This is a genomic window from Larkinella sp. VNQ87, assembly GCF_049445795.1.
Lineage (GTDB): Bacteria > Bacteroidota > Bacteroidia > Cytophagales > Spirosomataceae > Larkinella.
The window spans coordinates 38,004-58,934 of the sequence record NZ_JBMSDT010000007.1 but is presented as its reverse complement, the minus strand read 5'-3'; the positions used below and the strand labels follow the sequence as shown (position 1 = coordinate 58,934).

Below are 20,931 nucleotides of genomic sequence, written 5' to 3'. Positions count from 1 at the left end.
AATAGCAAAGAACTTTATCTGATTTTACCTTAAAACTGCCCCCAGGATTTGCCGGGTCTGCACCGCGCTGACGGCTTTGATGCGTGTATCAAGGGTATTTCTGAAACTAAGGGGCTACGAACCGCTCTCGATGGCGCTGATTTTCCCGGGCGGTTGGTGAAGTGGTCGGTCTGGAAATGGAGTTTTGCGGCTGCTCTCGCTACTTTGCCGGGTAGCTCATGCACCCGTTGCTGCGGTGGGGTCCGGTTTGATGACCGTACTCTTGCTTATGGCCGCCTATGTTGGAAGGGAGGTAACTTAATCGGAGTGGCCTTTACACGTCGCTGACCATCACGAGTGTATGTTGGCCTGGGGCGTTTTCACGCAGGCTCGCTGGCAGTTGTCGGTTTGACCAGTATTGCGGGGCTGAGGTAAACGAGCGTTTGGATAGGAACGAGTCACGCAGATTCATTCCTATCCAAACGATATTGGCCTAATTTAGAAAAACCGGTACCGCCAAAACCGCTGCCAGTTGATCCGCAGCCGGGTTTTGATCACCGTTTTTTTCAGAAGTTTCATCTTCAAAAGCTTTGTTGTTGGTAGAAAGAGGAGCAAAGAGTAAAGACTACTTTCGAAACATCACTCCTTGCTCTCATGTCTTCACTCTTTTGTCACTAAAAACATTATATGCCCAGTTGCTGCTGGAAACGCGCGTGGTCCCAGTCGATGGCCACCGACGCGATTTTGTCGTCTTCGTTAAAGTGGAAAATAAAGATGTGGTCGCTGTTGAAGCGCAACCCTTTGTTCGGAATACCCGCAAAATCAGCGGCCTGGGTTCCAAACAGAACGACGTTGCAGACAATCCGGTCGCCGTCGGCGGTTACCTTGTCGACGGTATTGTCGATGTCCAGAAAAGCTGCCATGACGCCCGTCCAGAAATTCCGGCCGAGCTCGCCAATCGTGCCCTGCGGTTCGGGGCCGAGGGGCATCAGCCAGAACGCGCCGTTGGGATCAAACAGGGCCATCATGCGCTCGATGTCGCGCTCCTGGTAGGCCGAGAAAAATTCGATGCTGGTGCCTTTGCGGGTCAGGTCGGTCAGTGATTCAGTTTGCGTGATTTTCATTGTCGTTTTGGTTTAATGATCGACCAAAATTACCGGAAGCTGATCGGGCGTTATTGTAAAAATGCGACATTCTGCCGACCGGTCAGGCCGTGAGAAAGTTGGCCAGTTCGGCATTGTTTCGCACATAAAGCGACGGTACGCGCCCCGTAAAACCGGTAAACTCCCGGATGAAATGCGATTGATCGTAATACCCGGCCCGGTAAATCACATCGTGCCAGTCGGCCACGTTCCAGCGCTGGCTGGCCAGCAGCGAACACAAGTACCCGACCCGCCGGATGCGGGCGTAATACTTGGGACTGACGCCGACTTTTTGCAGGAATTTCCGCTCAAACTGCCGCCGGCAAACGTATAACTCCTCCATCAGCGAGGGAATATTAATGATGCCGCGCTGGTCAACAATTCGGTTCGCTACGTAATCCGTGCGGTCGGTGACCGCGCCCTGCTGGATCAACTGGTTGCTTAAAAAGGCTTCCAGTAATCCAATTCGCCCGGCCCTGTCCGGCGTCTCCTTAATCTGGTCCTGGATGACGTGAATTCGATCGCCCAGAACAGCCGCCAGTTCCACGCGCTCGTCCGTAAATTCATACATCGGCAAGCCGAAGAGACTGTTCAGGCCCGCCGGGCGGAAAACCGCCCCAACCATCCCGATCTGCCCTTGTAAACCGAGTTGATAGCTACTGGTCGACTGGCCGCTCAGGAAAGAGGTCGGAACCGCAATCGTACCGCGCCGGGGGCTTTGAAGCTGATACGGTGTTCCGAAATTAAAAACCAGCGAACCGAAGCCGTTGGGGGGCGATTCGACGGTGATGGGTTGTGTTAGCACCTGGTTGTTCTCCCAAATGTAGTAACATTCGACAAACGGGCGCAGGTGGGCAGCGGGCTGATATTTCTGATAATGCATGACAGAAGCGCAGATTCATAGCAAGTTAGGTTTTTTATGAAACCAGGCCTCAAGCATTTTAGCGAAAGGTCAGCGAATTGACCTTTCGCTAAAACCGCTGTCGCTAAGGTTTCCGTTCGGGCACCAGCAACAGCTTGATGAAGTTTTTGCCGAAATACTGGTTGGCCGCCTGTTTGGTGCTTTCGGGCGTCACCTGCTTCAGAAACTCGTCTTCGTGCAGGATTTCCGTCGGATCGTCGTTGTTAAAATACTGGTTGGACAGGTAGCCCAGCCAGAAATTGTTTTGCTTCAACTGAACCTCGGTTTCGCGCCGGGTTTCGGCTTTAAACTTCTCAATATCTTTCGGATCGGCGCCATTTTGCTTGATCTTCTCAATTTCGGCCAGGGTCCGGTTGATGAGCTTGTCGACGTTCTCGGGCGCACAATTGAAACCGATCCGGAACGTATACCGCTGCGCCGGTATTTTGGCGTAGGCCCCATTGACGCCAACGCCGTAAACGCCACTTTCTTCTTCCCGTAACGTTTCGGTCAACTTGATTTCGAGTGCCTCGGCCAAAGCGTCGATCTGGGTCGTGTTTTCGGAGGTCCAGACAAAATCACCGCTGAAGACCATCTGTACGGTCGTCCGGGGTTCCAGTCCTTTCGTGACCGTTTTTTCGATTTTGCCCGCCGGAATCCGGATGCCGAGGTCGCGGTATTTTTCAGTCCGGTTAATCGACGGCAAACCGCCCAGGTACTTCTCAATCAGCGGTTTCAGGTCTTTTTCCTTGAAGCTGCCGACAAAAAAGAATGTGAAGTCGCTGGCGTCGGCAAACCGTTCTTTGTAGATAGCCTCGGCGCGGTCGACGTTGACTTGTTCCAGACGGGCGGGTGTCAGGGGCAATCGGCGGAAATTGTACGCGCCCAAAACGGCCTGGACGGTATCCTGAAACACCTTCTGCGGAGTCGGGGTTGCCAGTTGGTTTTGCAGGAAACTTTTCTGATTGGACAAAAAACCTTTGATCACCTCCGGATCTTTGCGGGGAGCCGTAAAGTACGCATACACCAATTGCAGGGCGGTTTCCAGGTCGTCGGGCGTGGTGCTGCCACTGACGCCTTCGGCCGATTCGCTGATGTAAGGGGCTACGCTGACGGTTTTGCCGGTCAGGTATTTTCCCAACTGAATCTGGTTGTAATCCCCGATGCCGCTCATCTGCATCAGCGTCGAAGCAAACCGGGCTGACTCGTAATCCTTGTCGGAGTACAGCGAAGTGCCGCCCAGGCTGGTCGCCGAAAAAATAACCTGATCATTCTTGAAATCAGTCGGTTTCAGTACGACCCGGACACCGTTGCGCAGCGTCCACTCCGTCACGCCAATGTCCTTGATCTGTTTCTCACTCGTCACCGGATTACCGACCGGCAGCGTCGCCAGCAGCGGTTTGTCGAGCGTTTTGTCGACGTAGGCCGTCACGTTGCGCCCGGCATTGTCGATGAGGGCCAGGATTTGCTTTTCGGTCGGCAGTTTACCTTTATCTTTTTCGGGAGCCATGATCACCACCGCCCGGTTTTCTTTGGTAATGAACTGTTTAGCCAGGTTGTTGACGTCGCCGACGGTGATGCCTTTCAGGTATTTCTCAACAAACTCACGGTAGAACGCGATGCTGACCGGAATATCGCCGTGCAGAAAATTCTCGACGTATTCGCTGACATAATTGGCCGAGCGGGTTTTGTCGCGTTCGCGGTAAATCCGGTCAATGGCTTTTTCGTATTGTTTTTTGGCGCGTTCCAACTCGGTTTCGGTAAAGCCGAAGCGGTCGACGCGGGCGGTTTCGTCCAGAATTGCCGTCACGGCTCGTTCCACGTTCCCATCTTTCGCAATCACGTACGAACTGAAGGCGTCCTGATCGCCCAGGAAACTGCCGTAGTTGCTGTATCCGGCCAGAAACGGCGGGTCCGACTGCTGAGTAAGTTCATTGATCCGGTTGCCGATCATCGAATTAAACAACACCCGCTTGATGGCTTCGCGCACGTCGTACAAGGTTTTCTCCTTGGTTTCGGGCTGCTTGTACATGATTTGCACCAGCGTGTTCGGCTGTTCGGGGTCGGTTACGATGGCGATTTTGGTATCCTTGTGGGGCGGAACCGGGTACTTTACGCGCGGTTTTGGATTGCTCACCGCCGGGATGCGGCTGAATTTCTCCTGAATAATCCCCTCGACCTGCGCGACATCAAAATCACCAACGGCCACCACGGCCATCAGATCCGGGCGGTACCAGTCTTTGTAAAACCGCTGCAATACCTCCGGTTTGAACGTTTTAATGATCTCATCTTTGCCAATGGGCAAACGGCTGGCGTAGCGGGAGTTGTTGAGAATCAGCGGGAAATACTTCTCACGCATCCGCTGCCCGGCCCCGCGCCCCGAGCGGGCTTCTTCCAGAATGACGCCCCGTTCCTTCTCGATTTCGGCCGGGTCCATTGTCAGGTTGTGCGCCCAGTCTTCCAGAATCTGAAATGCCCGTTCGAACAGCCGGGTCGAGTCGGTCGGAACGGGTAACTGGTAAATCGTTTCGTCAAACCCGGTCGACGCGTTGAGGTCGGCCCCAAACCGGACGCCGGACGATTGCAGGAAGCTGATCAGTTCGTTTTTCGGGAAATTCTTCGTGCCGTTGAAGGCCATGTGCTCCAGAAAGTGCGCCAGACCCTGCTGCTCGTCGGTTTCCAGCACCGATCCGGCATTGATCACCAGTCGCAGTTCGGCCCGGTTTTTCGGTTCGGTATTTTTGCGGATGTAATATGTCAGGCCGTTGGCCAGCTTGCCGACTTTTACGTCGGGATCAAATGGAATCGGCTGTTTCAATTCGGCGGGAATACCGGCTGCAACGGTTTTAACGGGGGTAGCCGGTTTCTTTTTCGGTGTTGTCTTCGCCGGTTGTTGGGCATTTGCACCGGTTGCCAGCAGGGCCAGGGCAAGGCCGGTAGCCAATAGTTTGTTCATTGGATCAGGTGTATACGGTTCTAACGCATTTGCCGTATGGTACCCGAAATTACTGGTATTATTTATACTTTGATAATGATTTTTTTCTGATACATCCCGTAAAGTATCCCAAACCAGATCAGCACGAAGGTGAGCGCCCCCGCCAGCGAGGCATTATACGGACTGTCGAAATACGGGACGAAAAATGTTTGGTAGAGCCACTCCTTCGCGCCAACTTCCGAACCATCCGGCTGCTGCACTTTGATCAGGTTCAGAATCCGCGGAATTAAACCCGACAAGAAGAAAACCGTAATGGCATTGACACCGAATGCGACAAACGGTTTGGTCCAGCGTCGGTAGCCCTGCACGTCGATCAGCCAGTAACACAATGCCAGCGCCTGTAATGCCAATCCGGATGTCAACAGCACGAACGAACTGGTCCATAGGGATTTGTTAATCGGGAAAAAACCGTTCCAGACATACGCACCCAGGAGTGAAAAACAGCCCGCGACGAACAGCCAGGCGGTTTTTTCGGCTTCCGGTCGGTCGGATTTCAGAAGCGCTCCGGCCAGAATGCCCGACAAACCGGTGGCAATGGCGGGCAAAGTGCTCAGGATACCTTCCGGGTCCCAGACCTTGGCGGTTTTCCAGAGGTGCCCGCCGAGCAGCGTCCGGTCGAGCCACGCGCCGAGGTTGGTTTCGGGTTCCAGGTTGGGCGGGCCGAAATCCGGGACCGGTACGACCGTCATCAGCAACCAATACCCCACGAGCAGCATACCGATCAGCCAGCCCTGCGTGCGGGTGTCGGTTTTGAGGTAAATCAGCGAGCAGGCCAGGTAAACGAGCGCAATCCGTTGTAAGACGCCCGGAATCCGGACGGTCGTGAAATCGAATTTTGGAAACAGGTTCAGGAACAATCCCAGCCCGAACAGAATCAGGCTCCGGCGCACAATCTTGCCCACCAGCCCGGCCCGTTCTTTGTTTTGTAGTGCATACGAAATTGACACGCCGACGATGAACAGAAAAAACGGAAAGATCAAATCCGTGGGTGTCCAGCCGTGCCACTTCGCGTGCCCGAGCGGGGCGTAGATGTGCCCCCAATCGCCCGGATTATTGACCAGAATCATGGCCGCGACGGTGATGCCCCGGAAGGTGTCGAGGGAGAGCAGTCTTGACGTACCCACGGACTTCAGTCCGTGTTTTCCGGGAATGGTGAGTGGTTCCATAAAAAATCAGTTGGCTAACGTACCCTCGGACTTTAGTCCGTGAGTGTTAGTTATCTCATGGAGAAACTAGCAACTCACGGACTAAAGTCCGTGGGTACGTTAATAAATACGTTCGTTCAGGAAACTGAACGGCCAGTCACGCCAGTCGGTTACCAAACCGGCCTGGACGGGATTCTGGAGTGTATAATTAACGATATTTTTTAACTCCTGCACATTCCGCACGACATGATCATAGCTTTCCGGTTGCCAGAACGCTCCCGTACGGTTTAACATCCGGTTGGCACCATACGCCGTACTACCTTTGATTTGTTGCAAAACCGTAAACAACTGGCGATAATGCTGGTCGTCAGGTTGCGAAAGACCACTTACCTTTTCCAGTTGCACCGACGAATCGACCACCAGATGCACGTGATTGGGCATAATGCAAAATGCGATCAGATCATACGATTCGCCGTCGTACGACTTGATTTTGTCGGCGAGGAGTTCGGCAATCGAGCGGTTTTGAAGCCATCGATTCCCGGATGTACCCTGGTCGAGGATGCGGTCAATTTTGGCAAAATACCGTTTGTGGACGTTGACAATTTCGTCTGATGTGGGCGGTTTTTGTTGAATCTGACGGAGAGCCGCCTGCCGTTCGTCCACGAGTCGCCGGACGACCTCGGCTGGCAGGGAGCCTTTCAGACAAAAGGTTATAAAAAACGTTGCCCCAACATATTGCAGATGGGGCAAGTTACGGCGGTATTCTATTTTCATCCGTACCCACGGACTTTAGTCCGTGTCTCCATGCTATAAGACGGCGATCATAGCATGAAGTCACACGGCTATTTATCTCCTGGATACTGAAAATTCACACGGACTAAACGGGGCCGCCCGGCGGTCCGTGGGTACTAGAAATGCCAGCGGACGAAGGCTTCCATGGCTTCGTATTCGGCCAGACCGAGCTGGTTATACAGGCCCGCGGTCGCCCGGTTGCGCTCTTCGGCCCGTTGCCAGAATTCCCGCGAGTCGGTGCCCTGGTACACCACGCCGTCTTTCTGCGACTGGTGCTTGAAGATCCCGAGCCGTTTCCGCATCAACTGGTCGGGCGACATCGGCACCGCCATCTCGATTTCGTGAATGTCCCACTCGGCCCAGGCGCCCCGGTAGAGCCACACCCAGCAATCCTTCATAAACTCCTCGTTTTTCAACCGGCGAACGGCTTCCATGATGGCATCCAGGCAGACTTTGTGCGTTCCGTGTGGATCGGCCAGGTCACCAGCGGCATAAATCTGGTGCGGTTTGACCTGCCGGATCACGTCCATCACCACCTGAATGTCGTCTTCGCCCAGCGGTTTTTTCTCCACCTTGCCGGTTTCGTAAAACGGCATGTTCAGGAAGTGGGCGTTCTCGACCGGAATCCCGACAAACCGGCAGGTCGCTTTGGCTTCACCCTTCCGGATCAGCCCTTTGACGTACCGCACTTCGTCGGTATCCATTTCGCTGTCTTTCTTCTCGCGCAGGAAAGCAGCCGCGTCTTTGAAAATCCGGGTCGCTTCGGGACTATCGATGCCAAACTTCTCATTGAAATCGACCACATAATCCGCAAACCGCAGCGCTTCGTCGTCGGCCACGGCAATGTTGCCGGAGGTCTGATAACCTACGTGCACCTCGTGGCCCTGGTCGTGCAGGCGCTGGAACGTGCCACCCATTGAGATGATATCGTCGTCGGGGTGGGGGCTGAAAATCAGGCAACGTTTGCTGGCGGGCAGGGCGCGTTCGGGCCGGTTTGTGTCGTCGGCGTTGGGTTTGCCGCCCGGCCAGCCCGTAATCGTATGCTGAAGTTGGTTGAAAACGTCGATGTTCAGATCGTACGCCTGACCCACCTGGGCGAGCAGATCGCTCATCCCGTTGTCGTTGTAATCTTTGTTGGTCAGCTTCAAAACCGGTTTGCCCAGCGAGCGCGACAAATACGTCACGGCCTTCTTGATCATGCGGTTATCCCACTCGACGGTATCGACGAGCCAGGGCGTTTGCATCCGGGTCAAGTCGGAGGCAGCCGCCTGGTCGATGACGAACAGCGTATTCGGGTGCGTTTGCAGGTACGAAGCCGGAACCTGTTCGGTGACAGTGCCTTCGAGTGCGGCCCGGATCACCGGTGCTTTGCGTTCCCCCCAGGCCAGCAGCACAATTCGTTTCGCGCTCAAAATCGGCGCAACCCCCATCGTAATGGCCTTTTTGGGCGTTTTCGCCAGGCTGCCGAAGTCCCCGGCCGCGGCCGCACGCGTCGAGTGGTCGAGCATCATCAGGCGGGTGTGCGAGTTGATCAGCGAACCCGGTTCGTTGAAGCCGATGTGACCGTTCCCCCCGATCCCGAGCAGTTGAAAATCCAGACCGCCGTACGATTGAATCTTTTCCTCGTACGCCCGGCTGAATTCGGCTACCTTATTGACCGGAATCGTTCCGTCCGGAATAAAGTAGTTGCCCTCCGGAATATCGACGTGGTCGAACAACTGCTCCTTCATAAACCGCCAGTAGCTTTGCAGCGAGTCAGGTTCCATCGGGTAATATTCGTCGAGGTTGAACGATACGACGTTCCGGAAACTCAGTCCTTCTTCGCGGTGCTGACGGATCAGTTCGGCATACACCGTCTTGGGCGACGAACCCGTGGCCAGACCCAGTACGCACAATTCTCCTTTTTCCTGCTTTTCGCGGATGAGTTCAGCGATTTCGCGGGCTACGGCGCGGGACGCGTCTTTCGCATCGGCGTAAATGTGCGTGGGGATTTTTTCGTAGGTGATGGCCGACTGAACGGGCTCACCGGGTTGACGACCTGACGCGTTCTCGATAACGGAAGGTTCAGAAATCATAACGGATAGTAGATTGTGGTTCGAGCGGAGCGGCAAAATTCGGTATACTTCTTGGGAACACCAATAAAAGTATTTTAAAATTTTTTAAAAACTATAATTCCTTTCTAAAAGGTACGGAATTGCGCCGGATTCCGGCTTATCTTGGTACGGTTTTCATCGTCACCTGTACTATTGATCGATCAAAAATGTCGCTTTCCCGCCGAAACTTCCTCCAAGCGTTCACGGCTGCCGCAGCCACCTCGGTTTTTCAGGCTCCCGTTCCTACCCTCAAACCGCCCCGACTGAAAGCGGGCGATACCGTCGCCCTGGTCGGCCCGGCGGCTCCGGCCTTCACGCACGAAACCGTGCAGATCGGGATCGAATCGTTGCAGGCGCTGGGCTTCAAAACCGTCGTGGCCAAACACGTTTTCGACCGCTACGGCTACCTGGCCGGGACCGATGCCGACCGGGCCGCCGACCTCAACGCGATGTTTGCCGACCCCGGTGTGAACGCCATCATGGCCATGCACGGCGGCTGGGGCTGTGCGCGACTTTTGCCCCTGCTGGATTACAACCTGATTCGGCGGAATCCGAAAATCCTGGTGGGTTACAGCGACATCACGGCCCTGTTGCTCGGCATTCACGCTCAAACCGGCCTCGTGACGATGCACGGCCCCGTCGGTTCGGCGACCTTCAACCCGTTCACGGTCAATTATTTCCGGCAAACGCTGCTGGATGGACAGGCGGTTTTAATGGAGAATCCGCGCGACAAGGGCGATTTGCTTACCCAGACCAAAGACCGGGTGATGACGTTGCACCCCGGCAAGGCACGCGGGCGGCTCCTGGGCGGCAACCTGACGGTGTTGAGCCACCTGATGGGCTCGAAATACCTGCCCGACTGGACCGGCAGCATTCTGTTTCTGGAGGATATCAACGAAGATGTGTACCGGATGGACCGCATGATTACGCAACTCAAACTGGCGGGCGTCCTCGACCAGATCAGCGGGTTTGTGTTCGGGAAATGTACCGACTGCGAGCCCGGCAAAGGCTACGGTTCGCTGACGCTGGAAGATGTCTTCCGCGACCATATCGTTCCGCTCAAAAAACCGGCGTATTCAGGTGCCATGATCGGGCACATCACGCACAAGTTTACGGTTCCCGTGGGCATCGAAGCTGAGATAGACGCCGATGCCGGAACCCTGCGAATGCTCGAACCGGCCGTGCGGTGAGCGGATGTCCAGTACCGGTCAGCGAAACCGTCCATTTACGGACAGGTTCGAAATGACTGCTAGTAAAATTGTTGCTAATCAATGAGTTGGCATTTTGGTACGGTGTTTGGGAATTGATTGGCCGGAACGCAGGACTGCGGTTTCATCACTTCAACGGTTTACGGACATGCTACACAATTACCTGAAAATCACGCTTCGGACATTCTGGAAAAACAAACTGTTCAGCGGGCTGAACGTGGTTGGGCTGGGCATTGGCATGGCGGCTGTCTGGCTGATGGCTTTGTACGTGATCGATGAGTGGAGTTACGACCGGTTTCATGCCCAGGCCGACCGCGTTGTCCGGGTGGTTCACTACGCCCAGTGGTCGGGCGGCAACCTGAAGCTGGCACCCACCTCGGCGCCCTACGGACCCACATTGCAAAAGGAGTATCCGGAGGTGGAAAAAACCGTTCGGCTTCATCCGGAAGGTGGAGGAACGCTGACGTTCAATGACAAAAAGATCGAGGCCAATGACATTTTTTTCGCCGACCCGGCGGTGTTCGACGTGTTTACCCTGCCGTTTCTGTACGGCGATCCGGCTACGGCCCTGCAAAAGCCACAAACGATTGTGTTAACCCGGAGCCTGGCCGAAACCCTGTTCGGGGATGCCCGCAAAGCCGTCGGCAAAACCGTCGAGTTCAGCAACCATTTTCCCAATACCGTTACGGGCGTTATTGAAGATATCCCGACCAATTCGCACCTGCGATTTAGCGCCTTGCGCTCCATGCCGACCAATTACACCAGCGGCTGGCAGAATTTTGAATTGTATACCTACCTGCTGCTGGCGAAAGGCAGCGATCCTAAAACGCTGGAAGCGAAACTGCCCGGTTTTTTCGAGAAATACATCAAACCGGAAATGGGCAACGTCGATTACCGCATCGAACTTCAGCCGCTGACGGCCATTCACCTGCACTCGCACCTGGACTACGAAATCAGTCCGAACGGTAATTCTCGTACGGTTTCCATTTTCGCGGGCGTGGCTGCGCTGATCCTGCTGATTGCCTGTATCAACTACGTGAATCTTTACACCGCCCGTTCCCTGAAACGCACCCGCGAGGTCGGCGTTCGGCAGGCCATTGGATCGTACCGCTGGCAACTGATCGGGCAATTCCTGACCGAATCGATGCTCATGACCTTTCTGGCCGGTTTGGTCAGTATGGTGCTGGTCATAACCGCGTTGCCGTTTTTTAACCAATTGGCCGATAAGTCATTATCCATTGATCACTCCCTGGCGACGCTGTTGGGGGCGGCTTTGCTCTCGCTGGTCCTTGGTGCGCTCAGCGGCCTGTACCCGGCCCTGATGCTGTCGGGTTTTCGGCCCGTAACGGCGCTGCGCGGGCTGGTTGGCGACCGTCTGGGAAGTACCCTGTTCCGGCAGTCGCTGGTCGTTTTCCAGTTTGTGGCGGCCATTGCCCTGATTGCCTGCTCGGGTCTGGTGTATCGCCAGATGCGGTTTGTGATGCAGAAGGATCTGGGATTCAACAAAGAGCAGGTGCTAACGTTTCACATTGACAACGAAGACGTTCGGAAACGGGTGGAGGCCCTCAAAGAAGCCCTGGTGCAAAGCCCGTTGATCGAGAGCGCGTCGGCGGCCAGTAACCCGATCGGCAACAACAACATTGGCGGCAGTGGGATGTTCTTCGAGCAAAACGGCCTGATTTCGCCCAGTTCGCAGGTCGTTCAGAAGTTTTCGGTCGATTCGGATTACCTCAAGACGCTGGAAATCAAGCTGCTGGACGGTCGCAATTTCTCGGAATCGTTCAAAAGTGATTGGATGGGGGCGGTGTTGGTTAATGAAACGCTGGTGAAACAACTCGGCTGGAAAAAACCGGTCGGCAAGCGACTGAAGTATTACATTGACAATGAGAAAAACACGGCCGAAGCCCGCGTAGTGGGGGTTGTCAGGGATTTTCATACCTATTCGCTTCAGCATAAAATTGAACCGCTGGTCTTGCAAATGCCTGCCCCGTTTGAAAAAGACAATGTGTATGTCCGGATTCAACCCGGTAACGTGACGGAAGCCCTGGCCCACATCCGGGCGGTTTACAAAACCTTCGACCCGGCCAACTCACCCGAGTTTCATTTTCTGGACGAAAATTTTTCACAACAATACAAAGCGGAGCAGAAGCAGGGCGAGATTCTGCTGACCTTCACGGTATTAGCGGTTTTGATTGCCTGTCTGGGCCTGTTCGGGCTGGCGGCTTTTGCGGCTGAACAACGGACGAAGGAAATTGGGGTTCGGAAAGTGCTGGGCGCATCGGTGAGCAGTATTGTTGCGCTGTTATCAAAAGACTTTCTGAAGCTGGTCGGCATGGCCATTGCTGTGGCAACGCCTGTCGCCTGGTACGCCATGAATGAATGGCTTCAGAGCTTCGAATACCGGCTTGATCCGGCCTGGTGGGTCTTTGCGGTGGCGGGTTTGCTGGCCCTTATCGTAGCCTTGCTGACGGTTGGGTTGCAGGGCATAAAAGCCGCCCTGGCAAATCCGGTGAACAGTTTACGGAGCGAATAGGGTCGGTTTGCCCTGATCTTCCAGCAATCTGCGAAGGTTCCGGTCAGTCATTCTCACTTATTTCATGAGGAAAAGTGGCAAAAGTTTATAAATTTTGTAAGCTGTGTAAGTATATAGGGCCATTTCTTTTCTCTTTGTAAATGAGAGTAGTACCTGAAATCTGAATCTGGAATTATGAAGCCTCAACTCATCGTCGTTGGCGGGCTGGTCGTGGTGGTAGCCCTCACGCTAACCTCGTTCCTTGGTGTTTTTGAGGACAAGGTGGATTTTAATACCCAAATCAAACCGCTGCTCAATAAAAATTGCATTGCCTGCCACGGCGGGGTCAAGAAAGCCTCCAATTTTAGCCTGCTGTTCAAACACGAAGCCCTGGCTCCGGCCAAATCCGGCAAACATGCCATTGTTCCGGGCGATGCCGACGCCAGTGAATTCATCCGGCGACTGACGCTCACCGACCCCGACGAACGGATGCCGCTGGATGCGCCCCCGCTGAAACCGGAAGAAATCGAACTGCTGCGGAAATGGATCGACCAGGGTGCCGAATGGGGAGATCACTGGGCCTACCAGCCCGTCGAAAAACCGGAGGTGCCCCAGATCGGCACGTTCTGGTCGCGGCTGGGTATCGTTGAAAATGATGAGCTGAACTGGGCCAAAAACGAAGTCGACCATTTTATCCTAGATAAGCTCAAGGCTGAAAGCCTGAAACCCTCGCCCGAAGCCGACCGCGCCACGCTGATCCGCCGGGTGTCGCTGGATTTGACGGGTTTGCCGCCGACGGAAAAAGAAGTGGCTGATTTTGTGGCCGACCAATCGCCCGATGCCTACGAGAAAGTGGTGAATCGCCTGCTGGCGTCTCCGGCTTACGGCGAACGCTGGACCGGCATGTGGCTCGATCTGGCCCGCTACGCCGACACCAAAGGCTACGAACGCGACCCCGGCCGGAATATCTGGCGCTACCGGGACTGGTTGATCAAGGCCTTCAACCAGGATAAACCATTCGATCAGTTTACCATCGAGCAACTGGCGGGTGACCTGCTGCCGAACCCGACTGACGATCAACTGATTGCCACCGGTTTTCACCGCAACACGATGACCAACGACGAGGGCGGCACGCAGGACGAGGAGTTCCGGGTGGCCGCCGTCATGGACCGCGTCAACACGACCTGGGATGTCTGGCAGGGAACCACCTTTTCGTGTGTGCAGTGCCACAGCCACCCGTACGATCCATTCGTTAATGAGGAATATTATAAGTATCTGGCGTTCTTCAACAACTCCCGCGACGAGGATGTGACCACCGAAACGCCGACTCTGCGGTTTTACAAGAAAGAAGATTCGGTCAAGGTGCAGGAACTGTACGGCTGGCTGAAAAACCGGCTGAAACATCCGAAGCAGGTGCAGGACTGGATGCACTTCGTCCGGATCACCGAACCCAAAATCAACTCGCACGATTTTGACGAGTACGTCAATGCCTCGCTGCTGGATGCCAAGTTTTTCGGGGTGCAGGACGGCGGCTCCGGGCGGATCAAAAACGTGAATCTGACGGGCAAAAACCGCCTGATCATGCAGTGGGGCACGAAGGCCAAAAATGCGGTTTTGACAGTACACCAGGATAGTTTAAACGGCCCGGTTTTGCTCGCTTCGCCGGTGCCAAGCGGTCGCGACACGACCATGATTTTTGCCCTGCCGCCGGTTTCGGGACGGCATAACTTGTACTTGAGCCTGAAAAGCCCGGAAACACCGAAGGATTGGGTACAAATCAAATGGGTATCGTTTCAGGCCGCTTTGCCCGACCAGCCCGCCCACGAACTGGGCGAGATGGATCGGAAGCTGGCCGAACTCCTGAACGCCCGGCCCGAGTCGACGCCCATCATGTACGAAGGCACCGGCGATTTGGCCCGGAAAACGCACGTTTTTGAGCGCGGTAATTGGCTCGTCAAGGGAAAAGAAGTGAAGCCTGATGTGCCGAAATCGCTGCCGCCGATGGCACAAGACTTACCCAAAAACCGCCTGGGATTAGCCAAATGGATGGTTAGCCGCGAGCATCCGCTGACGGCGCGGGTGGCCGTCAACCGGTTTTGGGAACAACTCTTCGGCACCGGTATTGTCGAAACCGTCGAGGATGTCGGCACGCAGGGCATTCCGCCCACGCACCGCGAACTGCTCGACTGGCTGGCCGTGGAGTTCATGGAAACCGATGGGTGGCACGTCAAGAAACTGCTGAAACGCATGGTCATGTCGGCTACCTACCGCCAGCGTTCCCAGGCGTCGCCCGAACTGTTGGCGAAAGATCCGTTCAACAAGTTGCTGGCGCGTGGCCCGCGTGTCCGGCTGGCGGCCGAGCAGGTGCGCGATCAGGCCCTGGCCGTGGTCGGTTTATTGAGCCGCAAGCAGTTTGGCCCCAGCGTCATGCCGGTGCAGCCCGACGGCATCTGGCAGTCGCCCTACAGCGGGGAAAGCTGGAAATTGAGCGAAGGCGAAGACCGCTACCGCCGGGCGTTATACACCTACTGGAAGCGCACGGCCCCGTATCCGTCGATGATTACGTTCGACAGCCCCAGCCGGGAGTTTTGTCAACTGCGTCGACTGCGGACGAACACGCCGTTGCAAGCGCTCGTGACGCTCAACGACCCGGTGTACGTCGAAGCCGCCCAGCGATTGGCCGAAACGATGAAAGGGCGCGGTAAAACGCCCGAACAACAGATTCAGTCCGGTTTCCGGCTGGTGATGCTGCGCGATCTGGCCCCGAAGAAACTGGCGGTTTTGACCAAACTATACCGGAATACCGAAACGTATTATCAGCAACATCCCGACGAAGCCAAAAAACTGCTGGCCTGCACCGACGCGACGCCCCAACTGGCGGCTCTGACCGTGACAGCCAACACCATGCTCAATCTGGACGAGGTGATTACCAAAGAATAAACCCGATGAACAAGCTACTCAAAGAACTTCAGGAAGCGGCTTTGCAGCGCGAAACTCGGCGGCATTTTCTGCACACCTGTTCCACTGGGTTGGGCGCGATGGCGCTGGGTTCGGCGCTGACGAGCTGCGGTTTTTTCGATAAAAAAGAAAGCCAAACGGCAGCCAATGCCCCGGCTTCCAATGAGCCGATGACACCGCGCCCGGCGCAGTTTTCGCCGAAAGCCAAGCGGGTGATTTACATTCACATGGCCGGTTCGCCCTCGCAATTGGAGTTGTTCGATTACAAACCGGAACTGGTCAAATACCACGGCAAAGACTGTCCGCAGGAGTTGCTGGAAGGCAAGAAGTTTGCGTTCATCCGGGGGGTACCGAAAATGCTCGGCCCGCAGGGCAAGTTTGCCCAACACGGCCAGTCGGGGGCCTGGATTTCGGATTACCTGCCGCATTTGCAGACCGTGGCCGACGATATTACGTTCATCAAGTCGATGTACACCGACCAGTTCAACCACGCTCCGGCGCAACTCCTGATGCACACCGGCGCGGCCCGGCTGGGTCGGCCGAGCATTGGTTCGTGGGTGACCTATGGCCTGGGCTCGGAGAACGACAACTTACCCGGTTTTATCGTGCTGGCGTCGGGCGGCAAACAGCCGGACGCGGGCAAGTCGGTCTGGGGCAGCGGTTTTCTGCCGACGGTGTACCAGGGCGTTCAGTGCCGCACCGACGGCGACCCGGTTTTGTATGTTTCCGATCCGCAGGGCATGAACCGTGACATCCGGAAGCAAACCATCGAGGCCATCAACGACATCAACCGGCAGCAGTACGAAGATGTGAAAGACCCGGAGATTCTGACCCGGATTTCGCAGTACGAAATGGCGTTCAAAATGCAGATGTCGGTGCCCGACGCGATGGATATCAAGAGCGAACCGGACTACATTCTGAATGCCTACGGCGTCGATCCGAACAAAGGCTCGTTTGCCCGGAACTGTCTGTTAGCCCGGCGGTTAGTAGAGCGCGGGGTGCGATTTGTGCAACTGTTCGACTGGGGCTGGGATACGCACGGCACGAGCAAAGACGGGTCCATCGAAACCGGCCTGCGGGATAAATGCACCGCTTCTGACCAGGCCGTGACGGCCTTGCTCAAAGATCTCAAACAGCGCGGTCTGCTCGACGAAACGCTCGTGGTCTGGGGCGGTGAATTTGGCCGGACACCCATGCAGGAAAACCGCGACGGCCAGACGCTGCCGTTTATGGGCCGCGATCACCACCTCGACGCGTTCACGGTCTGGATGGCGGGGGGCGGGGTCAAACGCGGATTCAGCTACGGCGAAACCGACGACATCGGCTATTATGCCACCAAAGATAAGGTACACGTCCACGACCTTCAGGCCACAATTTTGCACCTGCTGGGCTTCGACCACACCAAGCTAACCTACCAGTTTCAGGGCCGCCCGTTCCGCTTGACAGACGTGGCCGGGAAGGTCGTGAAGCCGGTTTTAGCCTAACGTACCCACGGGCTTTAGCCCGTGTGAGCTTTTATGATCTAGTAGTTGGTATCAACTTAATGGTACACTGGGTCACACGGACTAAAGTCCGTGGGTACTCATGCCATCATCCAGGGCTTGTTCGTATTTTTCCTTATCAAACCGGTAAAGATACGGTGCTTTGTGCGCACCCCCGGTTTTGCGTTCTTCCAGCCGCTCCAGAATACCGTAGCCCAGCATTTGCTTCTGAAAATTCCGGCGGTCGAGGGGCTGGCCCAGGATGGTTTCGTACAGCCGCTGCAACTCGGGCATCGTGAATTTTTCGGGCAACAGATTATAGCCGATTGGTTGGTAGCTCAACTGTCGACGCAACACTTTGAGCGCCAGTCGAATCATGTCGTTGTGGTCGAACAGCAACGGCGGCACTTCCTCGACATCCCACCAGCGGCATTCGTCCGTCAGTTCATCCGGCGTAGGCACCACCTCCGCAAACTCCACCAGCGCGTAATAGCCCACCGACACATGCCGCCGAAAAAGCGGTTCGTCGGTATCGCCCGGAAAACCGAGTCGGCGCATGGTTTCCTGTTTGCTGAAGTGTTTGAAGCGGTCGGCTTCGCCGAAGGTGTGAAACTGTTGCAAAAAAACCGACTGCAGGCCCGTCCGTTGTTGCAGGCTGCGGTGAGCGGCATTTTCCATATCTTCTTCGTGGAGAATAAAACCGCTCGGGAGCATCCAGTCTTCCCCGTTTTTCCAGCGTAGCAGCAGCACCTTCAACTGCCCGTCGTGAAAGCCGAAGATGACCAGATCAATCGAGACGCGGGGCACAAACGCGTCGGCATTCCATTTTAGCTGTATTTCCTGGCTAGTACTGGACTTCATACGGATTTATTTTACTTATTTGTAGTGTGTAATGTGTACACAATAACTTGAAATCTTGTATTATTGTGTTGAAAATACACAATTCTATGATGAAAAAGAATCTACTTCCGGTAAAAACTGCTGGGTTGGGCGTTGGCTTACTGGCCGGGGCCATTGGGCTGTGGTCGTATTCGGCCCGGCCTTTGGGGCAGTCGTCGGCGGAGGTGCCCGAAACGAACCGCTTCACGAAAGTAGTTCTGGCCGAAAAACTGAACGAACCGATGGAAATGGCCATCCTGCCCGATGAGCGGGTGCTGTTCATCGAGCGGCACGGGGCCGTCCGGTTGTACAGTCCGGTCACGAAGCAATTGAAAACCATTGCGACGATTCCGGTTAGCACGAAGTACAAAGATAAGGAGGGCACCGAAACCGAAGCCGAAGATGGGCTGCTGGGCCTGAACCTGGACCCCAATTTTAGCCAAAACCACTGGATTTACCTGTTCTACTCCGATCCCGGAGCGTCGCGCAACATCCTGACCCGCTACGAACTGCGGGGCGAAGAGCTGGTGCTGGCGTCGAAAAAAATCCTGCTCGACGTGCCGGTGCAGCGCGAACAGTGCTGCCACACGGGCGGCTCCATCGACTGGGACCGCGACGGTAACCTGTACCTCTCGACCGGCGACAACACCAGTCCGCGCGCGACGCTCTACGCACCCATCGACGAGCGGCCCGGTCGCGGCCCCTGGGATGCCCAGAAATCGTCGGGCAATACCAACGACCTGCGGGGCAAAATCCTGCGCATTCATCCCGAAGCTGACGGCACCTACACCATCCCGAACGGCAATTTGTTCCCGAAAGGAACCGACCCGTCGGACCGCACCAAAACCCGCCCCGAAATCTACACGATGGGTCACCGAAATCCCTACCGGATTTCGGTCGACAAGCGGACGGGGTATGTCTACTGGGGCGACGTGGGGCCGGATGCTGGGGTGGATTCTGTGAACGTCGGCCCGACCGCCGAGGACGAATACAACCAGGCCAAAAAACCGGGTTTCTTCGGCTGGCCGTATTTCGTGGGCGCCAACAAAGCCTATTACAATGTCGATTTTGCCACCAACCAATCCGGCGCGATTTTCGACCCGGCGCACCCCATCAACGAGTCGCCGAACAACACGGGTTTGCGCGAATTGCCCCCGGCCCAGCCTGCCATGATCTCGTACCCGGCTTCCGAAAGCCAGCATTTTCCGATCATGGGCAGCGGGGGACGCAGCGCAATGGCCGGACCGGTGTATTACAAAGCCGATTTCCCGAACGCCAAACGCGCTTTCCCGGATTACTACAACGGCAAACTGTTCCTTTTTGAATGGATGCGCGACATGATTCTGACGGTTTCGTTCGATCAACAGGGCAACATGAGTCAGTTAGAGCGGTTTTTGCCCGATATGCCATTTAGCCACCCCATCGACATGGCGTTTGGGCCGAACGGCGATCTGTACGTGCTGGAATACGGCACAGGCTGGTTTACGCAGAACGACGATTCGCGGCTGGTGCGGATCGAATACAACGGCGGCAACCGCAAACCGGTGGTGCAACTGACCGCCGACCAGAAAGCCGGGGCCGTGCCGCTGACCGTTCGGCTGTCGTCGGCCGGAACGCAGGATGCCGACGGCGACAAGCTGACTTATGAATGGAAGATTGGTCCGAAAACCGGCGGGCAGCCTGTGACCCTGCGCGCCCCGAACCCGACGTACACGTTTCAGAAACCGGGTCGGTATAAAGCGGTTTTGACCGTTACGGACACGAAAGGCTCGAAGGAAACTCGCGAGATGGAGATTCTGGCGGGCAATCAGCCCCCGCAGGTGAGTCTGTCGATGAAAGGTAACCGCAGCTTTTACTTTCCCGACCAGCCCATCGCGTACCAGGTGACTGTGAGCGACAAAGAAGATGGTAGCCTGGCGAACGGCCGCATTTTGGCTAGTCAGGTGCTGGTGTGGGCCGGTTACGAAGACGAAACCGCTCCGGCCCAGGCCGGACACCAGTTCAGCGAAGCGGCTTACCTGGGCGTGGGTAAATCGCTCATGGACAAAAGCGACTGCAAAGCCTGTCATTTTACGGATAAAAAGTCGGTCGGACCGGCTTTTGTTGAGGTCGCTAAACACTACAAAGGCGATGCCAACGCCGTGGCGAGTCTGTCGAACAAGATCATCAAAGGGGGCGGGGGCGTCTGGGGCGACGCCATCATGACGGCCCACCCGCAACTGAGCCCAGCCGACGCGGGCGAAATGGTGAAATACATTCTGACGCTGGCTGACGCCAAAACCGCTGCGCCGAGCCTACCGCTTCAGGGAACTTACGCCATCGATCCGAACGCCAAAGGCAAGCTGGTGATACGGGCGTCGTATAAGGACAAAGGTGCGAACGGCATTCCGGCGCAAACGACCGAGGAGGTGCTGGCGCTGCGCAACCCGACGGTCGCGCTGGGGTCGAGCGATAGCCAGTCTAAAAACATCATGCTGTTCAAAATGGGCCCACAGCCGTACCCAATGACCATCGTTCAGGCGTCGGATACGTACGTCAAATTCAATCAGCTTGACCTGACCAGCATCCGGGAACTGCTGTTTGCGGTGGCAATGCCCTCGCAGATCAGTCCGGTGGGCGGGCGCATCGAAGTCCGGCTGGATTCGCCGACGGGCCAACTGGTTGGCAAAACCGATGAGATCGTTCCTGGAAAAGAACAATCGGGAGCCGCGATGTTTCAGCCGCAGATGGTCAAAACTGCGCTGACGCCGACCACCGGGCTACACGATCTGTATTTTGTGTTTAAAAACGAAAAAACGCCCAAAAACACGTTATTTGTGCCGGTGACGGTACAATTTATCCCGTAA

General features: G+C 55.7%; 12 protein-coding genes. 5 read left to right on the top strand and 7 right to left on the bottom strand.

Annotated features, from left to right (window positions below; genetic code table 11):
- Window positions 1-662: 662 nt before the first annotated feature.
- The 6 genes from ACO2Q8_RS13340 to nagB all read right to left on the bottom strand — a co-directional run bounded on the left by ACO2Q8_RS13340 (window position 663) and on the right by nagB (window position 9,029).
- Complete coding sequence (locus ACO2Q8_RS13340) at window positions 663-1,103, bottom strand: ester cyclase (protein ID WP_423345318.1); 441 nt, start codon at window positions 1,101-1,103, stop codon at window positions 663-665.
- 82 nt (window positions 1,104-1,185) lie between these two features.
- Window positions 1,186-2,004 carry a DUF6597 domain-containing transcriptional factor gene (locus tag ACO2Q8_RS13335; RefSeq protein WP_423345317.1) on the bottom strand — a complete coding sequence of 273 codons (819 nt, stop codon included), beginning with the start codon at window positions 2,002-2,004 and terminating at the stop codon, window positions 1,186-1,188.
- A 103-nt stretch (window positions 2,005-2,107) separates the two neighbouring features.
- Window positions 2,108-4,978 (bottom strand): M16 family metallopeptidase, encoded by a 2,871-nt coding sequence (locus ACO2Q8_RS13330; RefSeq protein WP_423345316.1) that lies wholly within the window; start codon window positions 4,976-4,978, stop codon window positions 2,108-2,110.
- A 62-nt stretch (window positions 4,979-5,040) separates the two neighbouring features.
- Window positions 5,041-6,183: an acyltransferase family protein gene (locus ACO2Q8_RS13325; protein ID WP_423345315.1), complete on the bottom strand. Its 1,143-nt coding sequence runs from the start codon at window positions 6,181-6,183 to the stop codon at window positions 5,041-5,043.
- Window positions 6,184-6,282: 99 nt separating this feature from the next.
- On the bottom strand, window positions 6,283-6,936 hold the full coding sequence (locus ACO2Q8_RS13320) for a transposase (protein WP_423345314.1): 654 nt from the start codon (window positions 6,934-6,936) through the stop codon (window positions 6,283-6,285).
- Between the two features lie 134 nt (window positions 6,937-7,070).
- Window positions 7,071-9,029, bottom strand: a complete 1,959-nt coding sequence (gene nagB / locus ACO2Q8_RS13315) for a glucosamine-6-phosphate deaminase (RefSeq protein ID WP_423345313.1) — start codon at window positions 9,027-9,029, stop codon at window positions 7,071-7,073.
- 185 nt (window positions 9,030-9,214) lie between these two features.
- On the opposite strand from nagB, the gene ACO2Q8_RS13310 reads away from it, so the two are divergent.
- From ACO2Q8_RS13310 to ACO2Q8_RS13295, 4 genes are all read left to right on the top strand, one after another.
- Window positions 9,215-10,237 carry a S66 peptidase family protein gene (locus ACO2Q8_RS13310; RefSeq protein ID WP_423345312.1) on the top strand — a complete coding sequence of 341 codons (1,023 nt, stop codon included), beginning with the start codon at window positions 9,215-9,217 and terminating at the stop codon, window positions 10,235-10,237.
- A gap of 166 nt (window positions 10,238-10,403) precedes the next feature.
- Entirely contained in the window at window positions 10,404-12,788 is a 2,385-nt protein-coding gene (locus ACO2Q8_RS13305) for an ABC transporter permease (protein WP_423345311.1), read from the top strand.
- Window positions 12,789-12,962: 174 nt separating this feature from the next.
- Window positions 12,963-15,707, top strand: coding sequence for a DUF1553 domain-containing protein (locus tag ACO2Q8_RS13300; protein ID WP_423345310.1), 2,745 nt, complete (start codon window positions 12,963-12,965; stop codon window positions 15,705-15,707).
- Between the two features lie 5 nt (window positions 15,708-15,712).
- The gene (locus ACO2Q8_RS13295; RefSeq protein WP_423345309.1) at window positions 15,713-17,209 is read left to right on the top strand and encodes a DUF1501 domain-containing protein; all 1,497 of its coding nucleotides are present in this window, start codon (window positions 15,713-15,715) and stop codon (window positions 17,207-17,209) included.
- A gap of 81 nt (window positions 17,210-17,290) precedes the next feature.
- On the opposite strand, the gene ACO2Q8_RS13290 is transcribed toward ACO2Q8_RS13295, so the two are convergent.
- Window positions 17,291-18,067, bottom strand: coding sequence for an NUDIX hydrolase (locus ACO2Q8_RS13290; RefSeq protein ID WP_423345308.1), 777 nt, complete (start codon window positions 18,065-18,067; stop codon window positions 17,291-17,293).
- An 89-nt stretch (window positions 18,068-18,156) separates the two neighbouring features.
- On the opposite strand from ACO2Q8_RS13290, the gene ACO2Q8_RS13285 reads away from it, so the two are divergent.
- Window positions 18,157-20,931 carry a PQQ-dependent sugar dehydrogenase gene (locus ACO2Q8_RS13285; RefSeq protein WP_423345307.1) on the top strand — a complete coding sequence of 925 codons (2,775 nt, stop codon included), beginning with the start codon at window positions 18,157-18,159 and terminating at the stop codon, window positions 20,929-20,931.